At 73.9% G+C, this 16,314-nt stretch carries 12 protein-coding genes; 4 read left to right on the top strand and 8 right to left on the bottom strand.

What is annotated here, in order from left to right; all coding sequences use genetic code 11:
* Positions 1-190: 190 nt before the first annotated feature.
* Positions 191-1,606: an MFS transporter gene (locus OG689_RS21320; RefSeq protein WP_266322521.1), complete on the bottom strand. Its 1,416-nt coding sequence runs from the start codon at positions 1,604-1,606 to the stop codon at positions 191-193.
* 150 nt (positions 1,607-1,756) lie between these two features.
* On the bottom strand, positions 1,757-2,983 hold the full coding sequence (locus OG689_RS21315) for a M64 family metallopeptidase (RefSeq protein WP_266322520.1): 1,227 nt from the start codon (positions 2,981-2,983) through the stop codon (positions 1,757-1,759).
* A gap of 462 nt (positions 2,984-3,445) precedes the next feature.
* Between OG689_RS21315 and OG689_RS21310 the strand changes: the two genes are divergently transcribed.
* Positions 3,446-4,360, top strand: coding sequence for an LAETG motif-containing sortase-dependent surface protein (locus OG689_RS21310; RefSeq protein WP_266322519.1), 915 nt, complete (start codon positions 3,446-3,448; stop codon positions 4,358-4,360).
* A gap of 87 nt (positions 4,361-4,447) precedes the next feature.
* On the opposite strand, the gene OG689_RS21305 is transcribed toward OG689_RS21310, so the two are convergent.
* Positions 4,448-5,701, bottom strand: a complete 1,254-nt coding sequence (locus OG689_RS21305) for a benzoate/H(+) symporter BenE family transporter (protein WP_266322518.1) — start codon at positions 5,699-5,701, stop codon at positions 4,448-4,450.
* 208 nt (positions 5,702-5,909) lie between these two features.
* Here OG689_RS21305 and OG689_RS21300 point away from each other — a divergent pair, with 208 nt between their 5' ends.
* On the top strand, positions 5,910-6,848 hold the full coding sequence (locus OG689_RS21300; RefSeq protein ID WP_266322517.1) for a hypothetical protein: 939 nt from the start codon (positions 5,910-5,912) through the stop codon (positions 6,846-6,848).
* Positions 6,849-6,949: 101 nt separating this feature from the next.
* On the opposite strand, the gene OG689_RS21295 is transcribed toward OG689_RS21300, so the two are convergent.
* Genes OG689_RS21295 through pdhA form a run of 3 tightly spaced genes read right to left on the bottom strand, consistent with a single transcriptional unit; the run spans position 6,950 to position 10,520 of the window.
* Positions 6,950-8,380, bottom strand: a complete 1,431-nt coding sequence (locus OG689_RS21295) for a dihydrolipoamide acetyltransferase family protein (protein ID WP_266322516.1) — start codon at positions 8,378-8,380, stop codon at positions 6,950-6,952.
* A 14-nt stretch (positions 8,381-8,394) separates the two neighbouring features.
* A complete protein-coding gene (locus tag OG689_RS21290) occupies positions 8,395-9,372 on the bottom strand; it encodes an alpha-ketoacid dehydrogenase subunit beta (protein ID WP_190215337.1) in 978 nt (325 codons plus the stop codon).
* Positions 9,369-10,520, bottom strand: coding sequence for a pyruvate dehydrogenase (acetyl-transferring) E1 component subunit alpha (gene pdhA, locus OG689_RS21285; RefSeq protein WP_266322515.1), 1,152 nt, complete (start codon positions 10,518-10,520; stop codon positions 9,369-9,371). Before pdhA ends, OG689_RS21290 begins: the two co-directional genes overlap by 4 nt.
* 459 nt (positions 10,521-10,979) lie before the next feature.
* On the opposite strand from pdhA, the gene OG689_RS21280 reads away from it, so the two are divergent.
* Together OG689_RS21280 and OG689_RS21275 are read left to right on the top strand one after the other, a co-directional pair.
* Positions 10,980-11,639 carry a response regulator transcription factor gene (locus OG689_RS21280; RefSeq protein ID WP_190215314.1) on the top strand — a complete coding sequence of 220 codons (660 nt, stop codon included), beginning with the start codon at positions 10,980-10,982 and terminating at the stop codon, positions 11,637-11,639.
* Between the two features lie 92 nt (positions 11,640-11,731).
* The gene (locus OG689_RS21275) at positions 11,732-12,874 is read left to right on the top strand and encodes a phosphotransferase (RefSeq protein ID WP_323189315.1); all 1,143 of its coding nucleotides are present in this window, start codon (positions 11,732-11,734) and stop codon (positions 12,872-12,874) included.
* An 11-nt stretch (positions 12,875-12,885) separates the two neighbouring features.
* Here OG689_RS21275 and OG689_RS21270 read toward each other — a convergent pair whose 3' ends face one another.
* Together OG689_RS21270 and OG689_RS21265 are read right to left on the bottom strand one after the other, a co-directional pair.
* Positions 12,886-14,619 carry a protein kinase gene (locus OG689_RS21270; RefSeq protein WP_266322514.1) on the bottom strand — a complete coding sequence of 578 codons (1,734 nt, stop codon included), beginning with the start codon at positions 14,617-14,619 and terminating at the stop codon, positions 12,886-12,888.
* 113 nt (positions 14,620-14,732) lie between these two features.
* Positions 14,733-16,172 (bottom strand): protein kinase, encoded by a 1,440-nt coding sequence (locus tag OG689_RS21265; RefSeq protein WP_266322513.1) that lies wholly within the window; start codon positions 16,170-16,172, stop codon positions 14,733-14,735.
* Between the last annotated feature and the right edge of the window lie 142 nt (positions 16,173-16,314).

The raw sequence follows: 16,314 nt of genomic DNA, 5'->3' as shown, positions 1-16,314 counted from the left end.
TCGGCACCAGTACCTCACCCGTTCGGCAGTCCTGATGGTGGAGATGCAGCGGCACGAGGCGCGCGCCCACGGCACCGCCCGGCAGATCGCGGAGCTGATGCGGGCACTGGACGAGGACCCCGGGGACGAGTGACCGCGCCCGGCCGGGCCGCCCCCCTTCGTTCGGGCCGGACCCGGCCCGAACGAGTCGTCAGGCCGCCACGACCTTCCGCCGCAGCCTCAGGATCATCAGGGTGCCGGCCGCCAGCGGGACGTACATCCAGCAGAAGGCCCAGCGGTAGGCCTCCGCCGAGTAGCTGCCGGCCCCGGCCGGGGAGAGCGCGTCGAGCAGGACGCCGATGCCGAACAAGGTGACCATCGTCCCGATGAAGCCGCCCATGTTGGCGATGCCGGAGGCGGTGCCGAGCCGCCCGACCGGGTTGTGGGCCCGGGCGTAGTCGAGGCCGACCAGTGAGGCCGGGCCGTTGCTGCCCATCAGCAGGATCAGGCCGACCAGCAGGGCGGTCGGCGGGTGGGCGCCGGGCCAGGCCAGGGCGACGGCCCAGCCGGCGCCGGTGACGGCTATCACCGAGAGCGTGATCGGCATCCGGGCCCTCGTCGTCCGGGAGAGCAGCCGGCCGAAGAGCAGCCCGAAGACCATGTTGCTGAAGACCAGCAGGGTCAGCATCCCGCCGGCCTGGCCGCGGCTCATGCCCTGGCCCTCGACCAGGTAGGGAAGCCCCCAGAGCAGGCCGAAGGCGTTGGCGGGGAACTGGGTGGTGAAGTGGACCCACAGCCCGAGCCTGGTGCCCGGCTCCTGCCAGGAGTCCCGGATCTGCGACCGTACGGACGGTCGCGGGGCGGCGGGCGGCTCCGCCGCGGGGGCGGCGGGGAGGTTCGCCACGGCCGGTACGAAGGGCAGGTCCGCCACCGTCGCCGCGGCGGGCCCTGCTGCGGCGACGGTGGCGGGCGGCGCCTCCCGTAGGAACAGCGCCAGCAGGGCGGCCACCCCGATCCCGAGCAGCGCGGTGGTGGTGAAGGTGGCCTGCCAGCCCTCGCTGTGCAGGGCCTGGGCCAGGACCACGGTGGTGACCAGGTTGCCGCCCATCCCGGCCAGCCCGGTCAACTGCGTCACCAGCGGGTTCTTCGCGGCCGGGAACCAGCGGGCGGCGATCCGCAGGACGGCGATGAAGGTCATCGCGTCGCCGCAGCCCAGCACCGCCCGGGAGGCCAGCGCGGGGGCGAAGGAGGAGCTGAAGGCGAAGGCGAGCTGCCCGGCGCTGAGCAGCAGTACGCCGGTCAGCAGGACCTTGCGCGGCCCGTGCCGGTCGATCAGCAGGCCGACCGGGATCTGCATCGCCGCGTAGACCAGCACCTGCAGGATGGAGAAGGTGGACAGCGCGGAGGCCCCGATGCCGAAGCGCTCGGCCGCGTCCAGGCCGGCCACCCCGAGGCTGGTCCGGTGGATCACCGCCAGGAAGTACGCGCTGACGCCGATCGACCAGGCCGCCCAGGCGGCGCGTCCGCCGGGCGGGGCGGCGGTGGCCGGCGGCAGCGGGGCGGCGGTGGTGATCCTGGGACCGGGTACGGACAGCGGGCGGGCGGTTCTGGCAGGGTCCACGCTCATAGTGGGGCCAGGTTAGTCATCCCGCCTTCCGAACCCGACCCCGGGGTCCGGGCACGAAGGATCCCGGTACCCGGCCGCCGGTCGCCCCCGCCGGCCCCGCCGGTGGGCCCGCCCGGCGCCCGCCCGGGCACGGGCGGAGCGGCCCGGTGGTCAGCCCTTGACCGTCCAGGTCACCGTGCGCGTCATGTAGCGGTCCCGGAAGGCCTCGTCCCGCACCCAGTCCGTGGTGTCCCGGACCACCGCCGTGACGGTGGCGGTGTGCCCGGGCGGCAGGCTCAGCGTGGCGGTGTCCAGCGAGCCGCGGTCGGCGGGCTGCACCGGCACGCCGTCGACCCGCCAGTCGACCTGCAGTTGCCGGGCACCGTTCAGCGGCAGCGGACGGACCTCCAGGCGGGGCCGGCCGTCGACCTCGCCGGCCGGCGGCAGCGGGCTGTCCGTGGGCGCCACCCGGCGGTAGATCTGCTCGATGATCGCCTCCCGGGAGGGCAGGTTGTAGGTGCCGCCCAGGGTGCGCATCACCGAGTCGGGGGTGGGCCGGTAGATGCCGTTGGCGCTGCGGTACGCGCCGACCGTCCCGCTGCCGTCCGGCGACTGGACGCCCAGCCAGCGCCACCACTTGACCTGCTTGCGCCGCATCTCGTCGGCGTTCTCGGTGGCCAGGTTGGGGTAGTCGGCGTCGTCGGGGGCGCTGTCGTACTCGTCGCCGAGGTCGCCGACGGTGTGCCCGATCTCGTGCTGGATGATCCGGCCGGCGTCGGGACTGCCGCCGGCGAGGGTGGTCACCCCGGTGCCGCCGGCGCCGCCGTACTCGGTGGAGTTCGCCAGCGCGATCAGGTACTGCGGGCCGTCGCCGTCCCCGGCGTAGCGGGCGGTGGCGCTCTCGTCCGCGCAGAGCAGCCGGGCGGTGCCGTCGCACCAGAAGTGCATGCCCAGCGGGGTGTCGCCGCGCTGGTCGTGGCTCTCGCTCTCGGCGATGCCGGACACCGGGGAGACGACCTCGACCCGCCGTATGTTGAAGAAGCCCTGGTAGCTGCGGAACGGCTCGATCTCCATCAGCGCCTTCCAGGCCCGGTCCGCCTGCTCACGGAACAGCTCCTGCTCCGGGGCGGTGTAGCCGTCGCCGAGCAGGACGAGGGTGATCCGGTTGGCCGGGTCCCCGGTACGGCGTATGTCGACGGTCGGGGCGGCGCCGACGGCCCGGAGGTCGGCCCGTTTGACCGCGTGCGGCGGCACCGCGCGGTCGGCCGGGGCACCGGCTCCGATCGCGCCGAAGGGCGCCGGGCCGGCCAGCTCCAGGGCGGCCGGGAGCACGGCGGTGGACAGCAGGACGAGCGCGGCCAGACTCCGGACGAGCCGGCCAGGGGTGCCAGGCGGCATACGAGTGCGTCCTAAGGGATCCGGTCACCCGGCGGGCGCTCGGGTGGGGGTCGCCAAGACGTACCCCTCGGAAGCGCCGGTCCCCTCCTGGAAGAACCCAATGTCACTGGAGTGGCCGAAGATCCATCTCATTCCATACATCCCAATGAATGGGGCATCGGGCCGATGCGGTGCGCTCCTGCCGCCCACCGGCCCCGGCCGCGAACCGGCTGCGCCCCCGCCGCGAACCCGCTGTGCGAACCTGCCCGAACGGGCGCGGACCGGGCCGTCGCGGGCCCGGAGCACGGCTCCGGAAAAACTTCTGAACTCACCTGCAACCCCCGGCGGGGATGGACGTCTTTAGGAGAGAAGGGCACGGAGAGCGAGACCGGCGCAGCCGGGGGGCGCACTTCCGCTCAGCAGGAGCGGGCCGGTCACCTTCACCCACACACCGTCATTGCCATCTCCCTGGGGGAACACGTCATGCGCGCGTCCGGTATCTACGCATTCACGAAGAACGTCCCGTCGCTCTCCCGCCGCGGCAAGGCCGCCGCCCTGGCCGCCACCGTCCTGCTCACCGGCGGCGTCCAGCTCATCGGCGCCGAGTCCTCCTGGGCCTGCAACGACGACCGCTTCAGCGGCCCCCGCGAGGTCTACACCGACCCCACCGGCCAGACGAAGGTCGGCCCGGACGGCGAGTTCCGGCCCTTCGAGTCCGCGACCGTCGCGGCCGACGGCAGCTGGGCCGAGTACGGGGTGTCGATGGCCAACACCTCCACCACCGACTACAAGAAGGCCTACCCCAACTTCGGCCTGAAGGTCTCCAAGGGCGCCGCCGTGCGGAGCAAGGACGTCACCGTCGAGGTGATGCGAGGCGGCAAGTGGCAGCGGCTGGCGAACATGCCGGGCTGCGGTCCGACGATCGACGCCGACACGGCCGCCCTGGCGCAGCCGATCGCCCACGGCCAGACGGCCAACTTCCTCTTCCGGGTCGCCCTCTCCCCCGCGTCCCCGCAGAACCAGACCGAGCTCACCCTGGTGACCGACGCCTTCGCCTTTGACTCCCAGGCCTCCGGCCACTCGGACCTGCGCACCGTCAAGGTCACCCACCCGAAGGCGGCCCCCTCCACCGCTCCGGCCAAGCCCGGCACCGCGGCCAAGCCCGCCGCCCCGGTGACCGCCAAGCCCGGCGCCGACTCCACCGCGGCGGCCGCGACCCCCACCGGGCCCGCCGCCGGTGCCGCCACCGACACCCCGGCCGCCACCGCGCCCGCCACGGAGCTCGCGCAGACCGGTGCGAGCAGCCCGAACGGCTTCCTGGCCGGCTCGGCCGCCGCCTTCCTCGCCCTCGGCGCCGGTGTCATGGTCGTCGTCCGTCGCCGCCGCACCCGGGCCTGACCAGCACCGACGCCGCCGGGCGGTACCTCCCTGGCCACGGGGAGGTACCGCCCGGCGGCGTCGGTGTCCGACCGGGGCGCGGGCCGCTCAGGCCGCGGCCTTCCGGCCGGGCGACGGCCGCCGGGCATGCAGCAGCAGATGCGTCGCGACCCCCAGCAGCAGGCCCCAGAAGGCCGACCCGATGCCGAACAGCGCCATGCCGGAGGCCGTCGCCAGGAAGGTCACCACCGCGGCGTCCCGGCCCTGCTCGTCCGCCACGGCGGCCGCCAGGCTGCCCTGCAGGGAGGCCAGCAGGGCGACCCCGGCGACCACCGCGACCAGTTCCTTCGGCAGGCCGGCGAACAGGCTGACCAGCACCCCGCCGAAGGTGCCGACCACCAGGTAGAGCGCCCCGGCGGACATGCCGGCCACATAGCGGCGGCGCGGGTCCGGGTGGCTCTCCGGACCGGCGCAGATCGCCGCGGTGATGGCGGCGATGTTGATACCCGGCGAGCCGAAGGGAGCCAGCAGCACCGAGAGGCCGCCGGTGGATCCGATCAGCAGCCGGTCGTCCGGCCGGTAGCCGAAGGCCCGCAGCACCCCGAGCCCGGGGGCGTTCTGCGAGGCCAGCGCGACGATGGTGAGCGGCAGCGCGAGCCCGACCAGGGACGGCCAGGAGAAGGCCGGCGCGGTGAGCACCGGCCGGGTCGGCCCGCCGGCGTCGCCCAGGTCGAGCGGCAGGCCGACGGTGACCGCCGCCAGCACCCCGCCCGCCACCAGCGCGACCGGTACGGCGTACCGGGGGGCCAGCCGCTTGGCGAGCAGGAAGGCCGCGAAGGTGCCGAGCACCAGGGCGGGCGCGCCGTGCAGCGCGGTGAAGATCCCGGTGCCGAAAGAGAACAGGATCCCGGCGAGCATCGCGTTCACGATCCCGGCCGGGATCTCCCGGATCAGCCGCCCGAACAGCCCGGTGGTCCCGAACAGGGCGACCACCACCCCGCTGACCAGGAATGCGCCGACCGCCTCCCGGTACGGGTAGGCCCCGAGGCTGGTCACCAGCAGGGCCGCACCCGGGGTCGACCAGGCGGTGATCACCGGGGTGCGGGTCCACCAGCTGAGCAGCAGGCAGCTCAGGCCGCTGCCGACGGACACCGACCAGATCCAGGAGGCCGTGTGCGCCGGGTCGAGCCTTCCGGCGGCGGCCGCCGCGAGGACCACCACCAGCGGGCCCGAGAACGAGACGACGATGCAGACGAGCCCGGCGAGCAGGGCCGGGAGGGAGGCGTCCCGGCGCAGCGACCGGCGCCCGTCCTGATCGGGGGAGTCCGCCGCCGTCTGCTCCACGAGCTGCTGTTCGACCATCCCGGCAGTATCCCGGAGCGCGGTTCGCGAAGCTCCCGAAAAAACTTCTGACCCCACCTGCAACCCCCGGCGGGGATGGACGTCTTCAGGAGAGAAGGGCACGGAGAGCGAGACCGGCGCAGCCGGGGGGCGCACTTCCGCTCAGCAGGAGCGGGCCGGTCACCTTCACCCACACACCGTCATTGCCACCTCCCTGGGGGAACACATCATGCGCGCGTCCGGTATCTCCGCATTCACGAAGAACGTCCCGTCGCTCTCCCGCCGCTCCGCCCTCACCCTCGCCGCCGCCACCCTGGTGGTCGGCGCGGGCCTGCCGGTGCTCGGTGGCGCCGACTCCGCCTGGGCCTGCGGAGCCCCGGACGACGCGCCCGTCACGGCTCCGTCCACCGCGCCGGCGCCGGCCGTCACGCACAACGGCGGCCTCAACGCGGGCTTCTTCATGCTCAGGGACGGACTGACCATCACCGCCGGGGGAGCGAAGCTCGAAATCCCCGTCGAGGTGGGCAACTTCACCGGCGCCCCGTACGAGAAGGTGGTACCCCAGCTCAGCCTGTACAACGAGAAGGCCGGCAGCCACCCCGGTGGGGGGACCAACCTCCGCACCCAGGACTTCGTCGTCGAGGTGAGCACTCCCGGCGGCTGGCAGAAGCTGCCGATGGTGCACAGCTGCGACCCGGTGATCTACGCCGACACGTCGAGCCTCAAGGGTGAGCACCTCGACAACGGCCGGGCCACCCACTTCACCTTCCGGTTCGGCATGTCCGCGAACGCGCCGAAGGACCAGACCGAGATCAAGATCGGCGTCAACGCCTCGGCCGAGGACGAGAACGCTCAGCCGAACTGGACCTTCCGCAACGCGCAGGTGAAGCGCCCTGCGGCGCCCGCGCCCGGCAAGACCACCCCGCCGGCCGGACCGCAGACCACCGCGAAGCCCACCGCCACGCCCGCGGCGCCTGCGGCCGGCACGAAGGCCGCCGCACCGGCCACCGGCCCCGCCGCCGAGGCCCCTGCCACCGCCGCGCCCGCCGCACTGGCCGAGACCGGGGCGGGCGGCCCGAACGGCCTCCTGGCCGGTTCGGCCGCCGCTTTCGTCGCCCTCGGGGCCGGCGTCCTGATCGCCGTACGCCGCCTCCGCAACCAGGGCTGAGGCGGCCCGGCAAGCGGCAGGGGCCGTACCCCCACGGCGGTGGGGGTACGGCCCTGTCGTGCTGTGCGCGCGGGGTTCGGCCCCGGTTCACGGTGCGGGGATCAGCCCCAGGTGATCAGACGCTTCGGGCGCTCCAGCAGCGCGGCCACGTCGGCCAGCACCTTGGAGCCCAGCTCCCCGTCCACCAGGCGGTGGTCGAAGGAGAGTGCCAGCGTGGTGACCTGGCGCGGCACCACCTTGCCCTTGTGCACCCACGGCATGTCCCGGACCGCGCCGAAGGCCAGGATGGCGGCCTCGCCGGGGTTGAGGATCGGGGTGCCGGTGTCGACGCCGAAGACGCCGACGTTGGTGATGGTGACGGTGCCGCCCTGCATGTCGGCGGGGGAGGTCTTGCCCTGGCGGGCGGTGTCGACCAGCTCGCCGAGCGCGCTGGCGAGACCGGAGAGGGTCCGCGAGCCGGCGTCCTTGATGTTGGGGACGATCAGGCCGCGCGGGGTGGCCGCGGCGATGCCGAGGTTCACCTGTCCCTTGACGACGATCTCCTGCGCCGCCTCGTCCCACTGCGCGTTGATCTCGGGGTGCCGCTTGATCGCGGTCAGCAGCGCCTTGGCGACCAGCAGCAGCGGGCTGACCCGGACGTCCCGGCCCAGCTCGCCGGTCTCCTTCAGCCGCCGGACGAACTTCATCGTGCGGGTGACGTCGACCTGGACGAACTCGGTGACGTGCGGGGCGGTGAAGGCCGAGGCCACCATCGCCTGCGCGGTCGCCTTGCGGACGCCCTTGACCGGGATCCGTACGTCGCCGCCGGTCACGGCCACCGGGGCCGCCTCGACGACGGGCGCGGCCACCGGTGCCTGCGGGGCCGGGGCCACCACCGGCGCCGGCGCCAGGGCCGCGTGCACGTCCTCGCGGGTGATCACGCCGTCCGGGCCGGTCGGGACGACCGTCCGCAGGTCGACGCCGAGGTCCTTGGCGAGCTTGCGCACCGGCGGCTTGGCCAGCGGCCGGTCGCCGACGGCCTGCGCCGGCAGGGCCGGCAGCACGACGGGCGCCACCGGGGCGGGTGCGACCGGGGCCGCCACCACGACGGGGGCGGCCGGGGCCGCCGTGCCGTTGGAGACGGCGACGGTGGTGCTCTTGCGGGCCCGGCGGGTGGCGCCGCCGGTGCGCGGGCCGTACCCGACCAGCACCTCGCGGCGCTCCGGCTCGGCGGCCTCGGCCGGCTCGCTCGGCACGGCCGGCGCGGGCGCCGGGGCAGCGGGGGCGGGTGCCCCGCCGGCCACCGCGACCGTGATGATCGCCGTGCCGACGTCGACCGTCGCGCCCGCGGGGAAGAACAGCTGCTCGACCGTCCCGGTGAAGGGGATCGGCAGCTCGACCGCGGCCTTGGCGGTCTCCACCTCGCAGACGATCTGGCCGTCGGTGACGGGGTCGCCGGGCTTGACGTACCAGGTCAGGATCTCGGCCTCGGTGAGGCCCTCCCCGACGTCCGGCATCCTGAACTCGCGGAGCGAGCGAACTTCGGTGGTCATCATCGCTCCTTGGCTCAGTACGCGAACGAGCGGTCGACGGCGTCGAGCACACGGTCCAGATCGGGCAGGAAGGCCTCTTCCACCCGGGAGGGCGGGTAGGGCGCGTGGAAGCCGCCGACCCGCAGGACCGGCGCCTCCAGGTGGTAGAAGCAGCGTTCGGTGAGACGGGCGGCCAGCTCGGCACCCATGCCGAGGAAGACCGGTGCCTCGTGCACCACGATGGCGCGGCCGGTGCGCTTGACCGAGGCCTCCAGGGCCGCGAAGTCCACCGGGGAGAGCGAGCGCAGGTCGACGACCTCCAGGCTGCGGCCGTCCTCCTCGGCCGCCGCGGCGGCGTCCAGGCAGACCTTGACCATCGGGCCGTACGCGATCAGCGTGGCGTCCGTGCCGCCGCGGGCGATCCGGGCGTCGTGCAGCGGCAGGTCGGCGGCGTCGCCGACCTCGCCCTTGTCCCAGTAGCGGCGCTTGGGCTCCAGGAAGATCACCGGGTCGTCCGAGGCGATCGCCTGGCGCAGCATCCAGTGCGCGTCGTGCGCGTTGGAGGGGCTGACCACCCGCAGGCCGGCGGTGTGCGCGAAGTACGCCTCGTGCGACTCGCTGTGGTGCTCGACCGCGCCGATGCCGCCCGCGTACGGGATGCGGACGGTGACCGGGAGCTTGACGTGCCCCAGCGCGCGGGCGTGCATCTTGGCGAGCTGGGAGACGATCTGGTCGAAGGCCGGGTAGACGAAGCCGTCGAACTGGATCTCCACCACCGGGCGGTAGCCGCGCAGCGCGAGGCCGATCGCGGTGCCGACGATGCCGGACTCGGCGAGCGGGGTGTCGATGACCCGGCTCTCGCCGAAGTCCTTCTGCAGTCCGTCGGTGATCCGGAAGACGCCGCCGAGCTTGCCGATGTCCTCGCCCATCAGCAGCGTCTTGGGGTCGTTCTCCAGCGACTTGCGCAGGGCCTCGTTGAGCGCCTTCGCGATGCTGAGCTGACCGGCCATCAGAGGTTCTCCCCGCCCTCGAAGGAGGCCGCGTACGCGGTGTACTCGGCCCGTTCCTCGTCGACCAGCGTGTGCGGCTCCGCGTAGACGTGGTCGAAGATCAGGGTCGGGTCCGGGTCGGGCATGGAGCGCACGCCCTCGCGCACCCGCAGGCCGAGCTCCTCGCTCTTGGCCTCGACCGAGGCGAAGAACGCCTCGTCGGCCAGGCCCTCGCGGTCCAGGTGGGCCTTGAGGCGGGAGATCGGGTCCTTGGCGCGCCAGGCCTCGGTCTCCTCGGCGAGCCGGTAGCGGGTGGGGTCGTCCGAGGTGGTGTGGGCGCCCATCCGGTAGGTGAAGGCCTCGACCAGCACCGGGCCGTTGCCGCTGCGGGCATGGTCCAGCGCCCAGCGGGTGACCGCGAGGCAGGCCAGCACGTCGTTGCCGTCGACGCGGACGCCGGGGAAGCCGAAGCCGGAGGCGCGGCGGTACAGCGGGATCTTCGTCTGGTTGGTGGTGGGCTCGGAGATCGCCCACTGGTTGTTCTGGCAGAAGAAGACGACCGGCGCGTTGTAGACCGAGGCGAAGGTGAAGGCCTCGCTGACGTCGCCCTGGCTGGAGGCGCCGTCGCCGAAGTAGGCGATCACCGCGTCGTCGGTGCCGTCCTTGGTGATGCCCATCGCGTACCCGGTGGCGTGCAGGGCCTGCGCGCCGATCACGATGGTGTAGAGGTGGAAGTTCTTCTCGTTCGGGTCCCAGCCGCCGTGGTTCACGCCGCGGAACATGCCGAGCAGGTTGAGCGGGTCCACGTCCCGGCACCAGGCGACGCCGTGCTCACGGTAGGTGGGGAAGGCGTAGTCGCCGGGGCGCATGGCGCGGCCCGAACCGACCTGGGCGGCCTCCTGGCCGAGCAGCGAGGCCCACAGGCCGAGCTCGCCCTGCCGCTGCAGCGAGGTGGCCTCGGCGTCGAAGCGCCGGACGAGGACCAGGTCGCGGTAGAGGTCGCGGAGCTCTTCCGGGGTGGTGGTGAGCGGATAGTCCGGGTGCTCGACCCGCTCCCCCTCGGGGGTCAGCAGCTGGATCAGCTCCGGCTGGGCTCCCGAACCCGCGGGGAGGTTGTCAGGTACGGCCGGGGCGGCCTTCTTGCGCGCCCTCGCCGTGCTTTTGACGGTCACGTCTTCTCCTCGGTCTGTCCGGCCGCCCGGGGTCGCCGGTGACCGGTCCGGTCACCGCCTCGCGAGGCGCGCTTGGGTGTGCGCACCGGCTGCGGGGCAGGTGGTGATCCTCTTCCGACGGCGTACCTCACGAGAACGTTACCCAGCGACCGCCCTTGGCGCGCTTGCGCTAGGACGTCCTAGTTGTTCACGTCCGGGAGCGGCGGGTGTGGCGCAGCTCTCACGGTGGTGCCGTGCAGGACACCTGCGCACGCTATCCGGGCAGCGGGCTCCGCGTAAGGGGGTAATGGGGATCGGTTTTTTTCCGGCCCGCCGGCGGGTAACGGCCCGCGCACCGGCGGTGCGCGGGCGGGCCGGCGGCTCGGCGCGGGCGCCGTACGGGCGGTGCGCGGGCGGAGCGGTGGTGCGCGTCGTGGCGGGCGACGGGTCTCCGGGCATCCGGTATGGGACTCTTTGGACGTGACGACAAACGGACATATCAGAGTATTTCTGCTCGACGACCACGAGGTGGTCCGGCGGGGCGTCCACGACCTGCTGTCCGTCGAGGGCGACATCGAGGTGGTCGGCGAGGCCGGCACCGCCGCCGAGGCCCTCGCCCGGATCCCGGCCGTGCACCCGGACGTCGCCGTGCTCGACGTCCGACTTCCGGACGGCAACGGCGTGGAGGTCTGCCGTGAGATCCGGTCCCGGCTGCCGGACATCAAGTGCCTGATGCTCACCTCGTTCTCGGACGACGAGGCGCTCTTCGACTCGATCATGGCCGGTGCCTCCGGGTACGTGCTCAAGGCGATCCGCGGCACCGACCTGATCACCGCCGTCCGGGACGTCGCGGCCGGCAAGTCGCTGCTCGACCCGGTCGCCACCAGCCGGGTGCTGGAGCGGCTCCGCGAGGGCGGCGAGAAGCAGGACGAACGGCTCGCCCAGCTCACCAAGCAGGAGCGCCGGATCCTCGACCTGATCGGCGAGGGGATGACCAACCGCCAGATCGGCAACGAACTGCACCTGGCCGAGAAGACGGTGAAGAACTACGTCTCCAGCCTGCTGGCCAAGATGGGCATGGAGCGGCGCACCCAGGCCGCCGCCTTCGTGGCCCGCCACCAGGCCGACCAGAACCACTGAGCGCACGCCCCGGACCGGGACGCCGGGCCTGACCCGTTCAGAACGTTGACGGTTTGTCAAGGACCCCCGGCGGGGGGCCCTACGCTCTGGCCGTGACTCCACAATCACTCTCGGCCACGGCCGCCGCCCTCCGGCCCCCCGCCCCCCGGCAGCCCCCCGCGGGAGCGCTGGCCTGCGCCCCGGCCCGTCCCGACCTCCAGGCCCCGCCGATGGGGACCCTCAGCCCGCCCGTCCCGCCGTCCGCGCTGGCCACCGTCCTGCGGTCCTACCGGGTGGGCCCCCTGCTGGAGGCCGTGCCCGTGGCGGAGGGTCTGCTCAACCGGGGCTACCGCGTCACCACCGGGAGCGGTTCGTACTTCCTCAAGTGCTACGTGGACGCCGCCACCGCGAGCCGGCCGGTGATCGCCGGCCAGCACCGGGCCACCGCCGGCCTGCACCGGCGCGGGCTGCCGGTGGCGCCGCCGCTGGCCGGCGCCGGCGGCCGGACGGTGACCGCGTCCGGCGGCCGGCTCTTCGCGCTCTTCCCCTGGATCGAGGGCCGGCACCGGCACGGCACCGACCTGGACCTCCCGCAGTGCGAGGCGCTCGGCGCGCTGCTCGCCCGGCTGCACGGCGCGCTCGACGAGGTCTGCGCCGCCAGGCCGCAGCCGGCCGGGTACCGCAGCGCCGACCCGCGCGACAGCACCCGGCTGGCCGCCGCCCTCCGGCTGCGGGCCCGCGAGCGGCAGCCGTACGGGGCTTTCGACGCCCTGGCCGAGCAGCGGCTCAGCGAGCGGATCGAGCTGCTGGCCGAGCTCGCGCACCGCCGACCGGCCCCGGACGCGGCCCCGCCCACCGGCTGGACGCACGGCGACTTCCACGGCCTCAACCTGCTCCACCGCCGCGGCCGGGTGGCGACCGTCCTCGACTGGGACAAGCTCGGACCGCAGCCCCGCGCCGAGGAGGCCGTACGGGCCGCGACCCTGCTCTTCAACCACCCGCTGACCGGGGTGCTCGACCTGGTTCGGGTCCGCCGCTGGTCCCGGGCGTACCGGGCGGGCGGCGGGGCCCGACCGGAGGAGATGGCGGCGGCCGCGCACCGGGTCTGGTGGGAGCGGCTGAACGACTTCTGGATCCTGCAGTGGCACTACCAGCGCGGCGACCACCGGGCCGACCCGCTGTTCCCGGCCACGGCGGGTCAGCTGGCGTGGTGGTGCCAGGAGTACGAACAGGTCCTGGACGCCTTCACCAACTGACCCGGCGGCGGCTACCCGGCCGCCGGCAGGGTGACCGGCGCGGTGGGCGACGCCGGGGGATGGGCGCTGCTGCTCGCCGAGGACGTCGCCCCGCCCGTCGAGGTCGCGGACCCGGACGAGGTCGGCGAGGCCGTGGCCGTCGGCGACTTGGTGGCCGTCGCACTCGGCGACAGCGACGGCGACGGCGTGCTGTGCCGGGTCGGCGCCGAGGTCTGCACGAAGGTCTGGCTGTCGCTCGGCGCCTGGGACTGCTTGGTGGCGGACGGCGACGGCTGGGCCGAGGGCGAGCTCTGCGTCGGCTCGGGCGTCGACGAGGTGCTCGTCACCACCTTGTCGGGCGTGGTGCCGGGGCTCTTGTGGCCGGCCTGCACCGCGAAGGCGATGCCGATCCCGGCCGCGACGAGCACTGCGACCACACCGGCCACCCAGCCCCACGGGCCGCGCCGGCGGTCGTGGTCGTCCCCGTCGCCGCCGTTCGGGCCGCCCGGACCCTGGTAGGGGCCCGACGGGGTGCCGTACCCGTTGCCGCCCTGGTAGGGCAGCGCCGTCGTCGGGTCGCCCTGGCCCATCGACCCGAACGACTCGGTGATCGCGGTACCGCCGCCGGGCGGTGTGCCCTGGCCGCCGTACCCGCCGGTCGCCGGGCCCGGGAAGGCGCCGCTGTGGCCCTGCCCCGCGGCCGCCAGACCCGCGGCCGCGGCGGCGGCCGCCGCACCCGGGTAGCCGGCCCCGGCGGCGCCGTGCAGCTGGCGCAGCGCGTGCTGGAGGTGCGCCCGGAACTCGTCGGCGTCCTGGAAGCGGTCGTCCGGGTTCTTCGCCAGCGAGCGCAGTACCAGGGCGTCCAACCCGGCCGGCACCCGGTGGTTGGCCTGCGACGGCGGCACCGGCGCGTCCTGGACGTGCTGGTAGACCACCGAGAGCGGGGTGTCGCCGGTGAACGGCGGTCGCAGCGCCAGCAGCTCGTAGAGCATGCAACCGGCCGCGTACAGGTCGGAGCGGTGGTCGACGGCCTTGCCGAGGGCCTGCTCGGGCGAGAGGTACTGCGGGGTGCCCATGACCATGCCGGTCTGGGTCATCGTGCTGGCCGCGCCGGTCAGCGCGCGGGCGATGCCGAAGTCCATCACCTTGACCGCGCCGCCGGTCGTGATGATCACGTTGGCGGGCTTGATGTCGCGGTGCACGATGCCGTGCCGGTGGCTGTAGGCGAGCGCCTCCAGGACGCCGGCGATGATGATCAGCGCCTGGTCGACCGGCGGGGCCTCCTCGTCCACCAGCAGCTCGCGGACGGTACGGCCCTCGACCAGCTCCATCACGATGTACGGCGTGGACTCGCCGCCGCCGTCCGGGCCGTCGCTCCAGTGCTGCTCCTCGCCGGTGTCGTAGACGGCGACGATGGAGTGGTGGTTGAGGCCGGCGACGGACTGCGCCTCGCGGCTGAACCGCAGCCGGGCGATGTCGTCCTGGGCCAGCTCGGGGCGCAGCAGCTTGACGGCGACGGTCCGGCCGAGCCGGACGTCCTGCGCGGCGAGCACCTCCGCCATGCCGCCGCGGCCGAGGCGGTGGGTCAGGCGGTACCGGCCGTCGCCGACGGTGCCGAGCGGCGCCGCGCTGCCGCGGCCCGGGGTGTGCGGGCCCGCGCCGGAGGCCGGGATGGCGGCGGTCGGACCGGTGGCCTCGCGTGCGGCCTCGTCCCGGCCGGCGGCGCCGTCCCCCTCGCCGTCGCCAGGCTGCTGCGTTTGTGCCATCGCTCCTCGCCCCGGGCCTTCGCTCGGATCGCGGTCGCCCTGTCGCTACGTAATCACTGGAACGCTACCGCCTCGGACAGCCTGCCGTGGCACGGCCGTCCTCGGCGGGCCCTTCAGAGCTGCCCGCCGGCCGCGGAGGGCAGCTGGTCCAGCTGGAGCACGGCGGCGGGCAGCGACCGGCTGCTGTTGTAGTCGGAGGTGCTGTTGTCCGCCTTGGTCACCACGATGGCGATGATGATGATCACCAGCACGATCACGCCGAGGATGATGCCGACCACCACCAGCGCGGTCGAGCAGCCGTTGTTGTTGTTCGCCGGCACCGGCGCGAACACCGGCTGCTGCATCGGCATCGGCGCGGGCGTGTGCGCCTGCTGCGGGAACGGCGGCGGCGTCTGCGGGTGGAAGCCGTGCGGCGGCGGCGTCTGGTACTGCGGCTGCGCGAAGGGCTGCGGCGTGTGCGGTGCCTGCGGGGCCGGCGTGCGGTACGGCGGCGGCGGCGTCTGCGGACCGTACTGCGGCGAGGTGTGGACCGGCTGGTACGGCTGGGCGACCTGCGGGGCGGGTGTCCTGAGGTCGCCCGGGACCTGCGGCATGTTGGTGAGCGAGGTGGAGGCGTGCGCCGAGCGCGGACCCTCGTTGATCACCAGCGGGGTGCTGGCCTGCAGCGGGCTGCCGGCGCCGCCGCCGAGCACCCGCTCGACCTCCTCGCGCATGGCCTCGGCGGTCGGGAACCGGTGCGCCGGGTCCTTCCGCAGGGCCCGGGCCACCAGCGCGTCGATCGCCGGCGTGATCGCCCGGTTGAGCGAGGACGGCGTCGGGGGCTCCTCCTGCACGTGCTTGTACGCGATCGAGAAGGGCGAGTCCCCGTCGAACGGCAGCTGGCCGGTGAGCAGCTCGAACAGCATGCAGCCGACCGAGTAGAGGTCGGAGCGGGCGTCCACGCTCTTGCCGAGCGCCTGCTCGGGGGAGAGGTACTGCGGGGTGCCGACGACCATGCCGGTCTGGGTCATCGAGGTGACACCGGACTGCAGCGCGCGGGCGATGCCGAAGTCCATCACCTTGACGACGCCCTTGCGGTCGAACATCACGTTGCCGGGCTTGATGTCACGGTGGACCAGGCCCGCGTCGTGCGAGGCCTCCAGCGCGGCCAGCACCCCGGCGGTGATCTTCAGCGCGCGCTCGGCGGGCATCGCGCCGTACTGGGCGATCGCCTCGTTCAGCACGTCGCGCAGCGGCTGGCCCTCGACCAGCTGCATCACGATGTACGGGGTGGTGGCGCCGTCTCCGGCGACGTCCTCGCCGGAGTCGTAGACCGTGACGATGTTGGTGTGTTCGAGCCGGGCGACGGCCTGGGCCTCGCGGCGGAACCGCTCCCGGAAGGACTGCTCCCGGCCCAGCTCGGTGTGCAGCGTCTTCACCGCGACCTGGCGGTCCAGCACGTTGTCGTACGCCAGGTGGACGGAGGCCATGCCGCCCTCGCCGAGCAGGTGCTGAAGCTCGTACCTGCCGTTGCCCAGGGAGTAGCCCTGACCCGCGGTGCCGCCGTCGCTCATGGTCCTCTGCTCCCCCTCGGCCGTGGTGACACCCCGGCCGTGACGTTCGGTATCGTCCGTGCGGACCGGGCACCGCCACCGGCCGGCCCGACCCCCGCCGCGGCCTCGGGGGGCCTGCGACAGGGGCCAGGGTATCGGCTCG

This window comes from Kitasatospora sp. NBC_00240, assembly GCF_026342405.1.
Taxonomy (GTDB): domain Bacteria; phylum Actinomycetota; class Actinomycetes; order Streptomycetales; family Streptomycetaceae; genus Kitasatospora.
Note: the sequence above shows the minus strand (reverse complement) of the source record. Positions and strands in the feature narration are given on the sequence as shown.

Coding starts and splice junctions, on each gene's coding strand:
- OG689_RS21265 (WP_266322513.1), bottom strand. CDS start 16,172: ATGAGCGACGGCGGCACCGCGGGTCAGGGCTACTCCCTGGGCAACGGC.
- OG689_RS21320 (WP_266322521.1), bottom strand. CDS start 1,606: ATGAGCGTGGACCCTGCCAGAACCGCCCGCCCGCTGTCCGTACCCGGT.
- OG689_RS21315 (WP_266322520.1), bottom strand. CDS start 2,983: ATGCCGCCTGGCACCCCTGGCCGGCTCGTCCGGAGTCTGGCCGCGCTC.
- OG689_RS21310 (WP_266322519.1), top strand. CDS start 3,446: ATGCGCGCGTCCGGTATCTACGCATTCACGAAGAACGTCCCGTCGCTC.
- OG689_RS21270 (WP_266322514.1), bottom strand. CDS start 14,619: ATGGCACAAACGCAGCAGCCTGGCGACGGCGAGGGGGACGGCGCCGCC.
- OG689_RS21295 (WP_266322516.1), bottom strand. CDS start 8,380: ATGACCACCGAAGTTCGCTCGCTCCGCGAGTTCAGGATGCCGGACGTC.
- OG689_RS21300 (WP_266322517.1), top strand. CDS start 5,910: ATGCGCGCGTCCGGTATCTCCGCATTCACGAAGAACGTCCCGTCGCTC.
- OG689_RS21305 (WP_266322518.1), bottom strand. CDS start 5,701: ATGGTCGAACAGCAGCTCGTGGAGCAGACGGCGGCGGACTCCCCCGAT.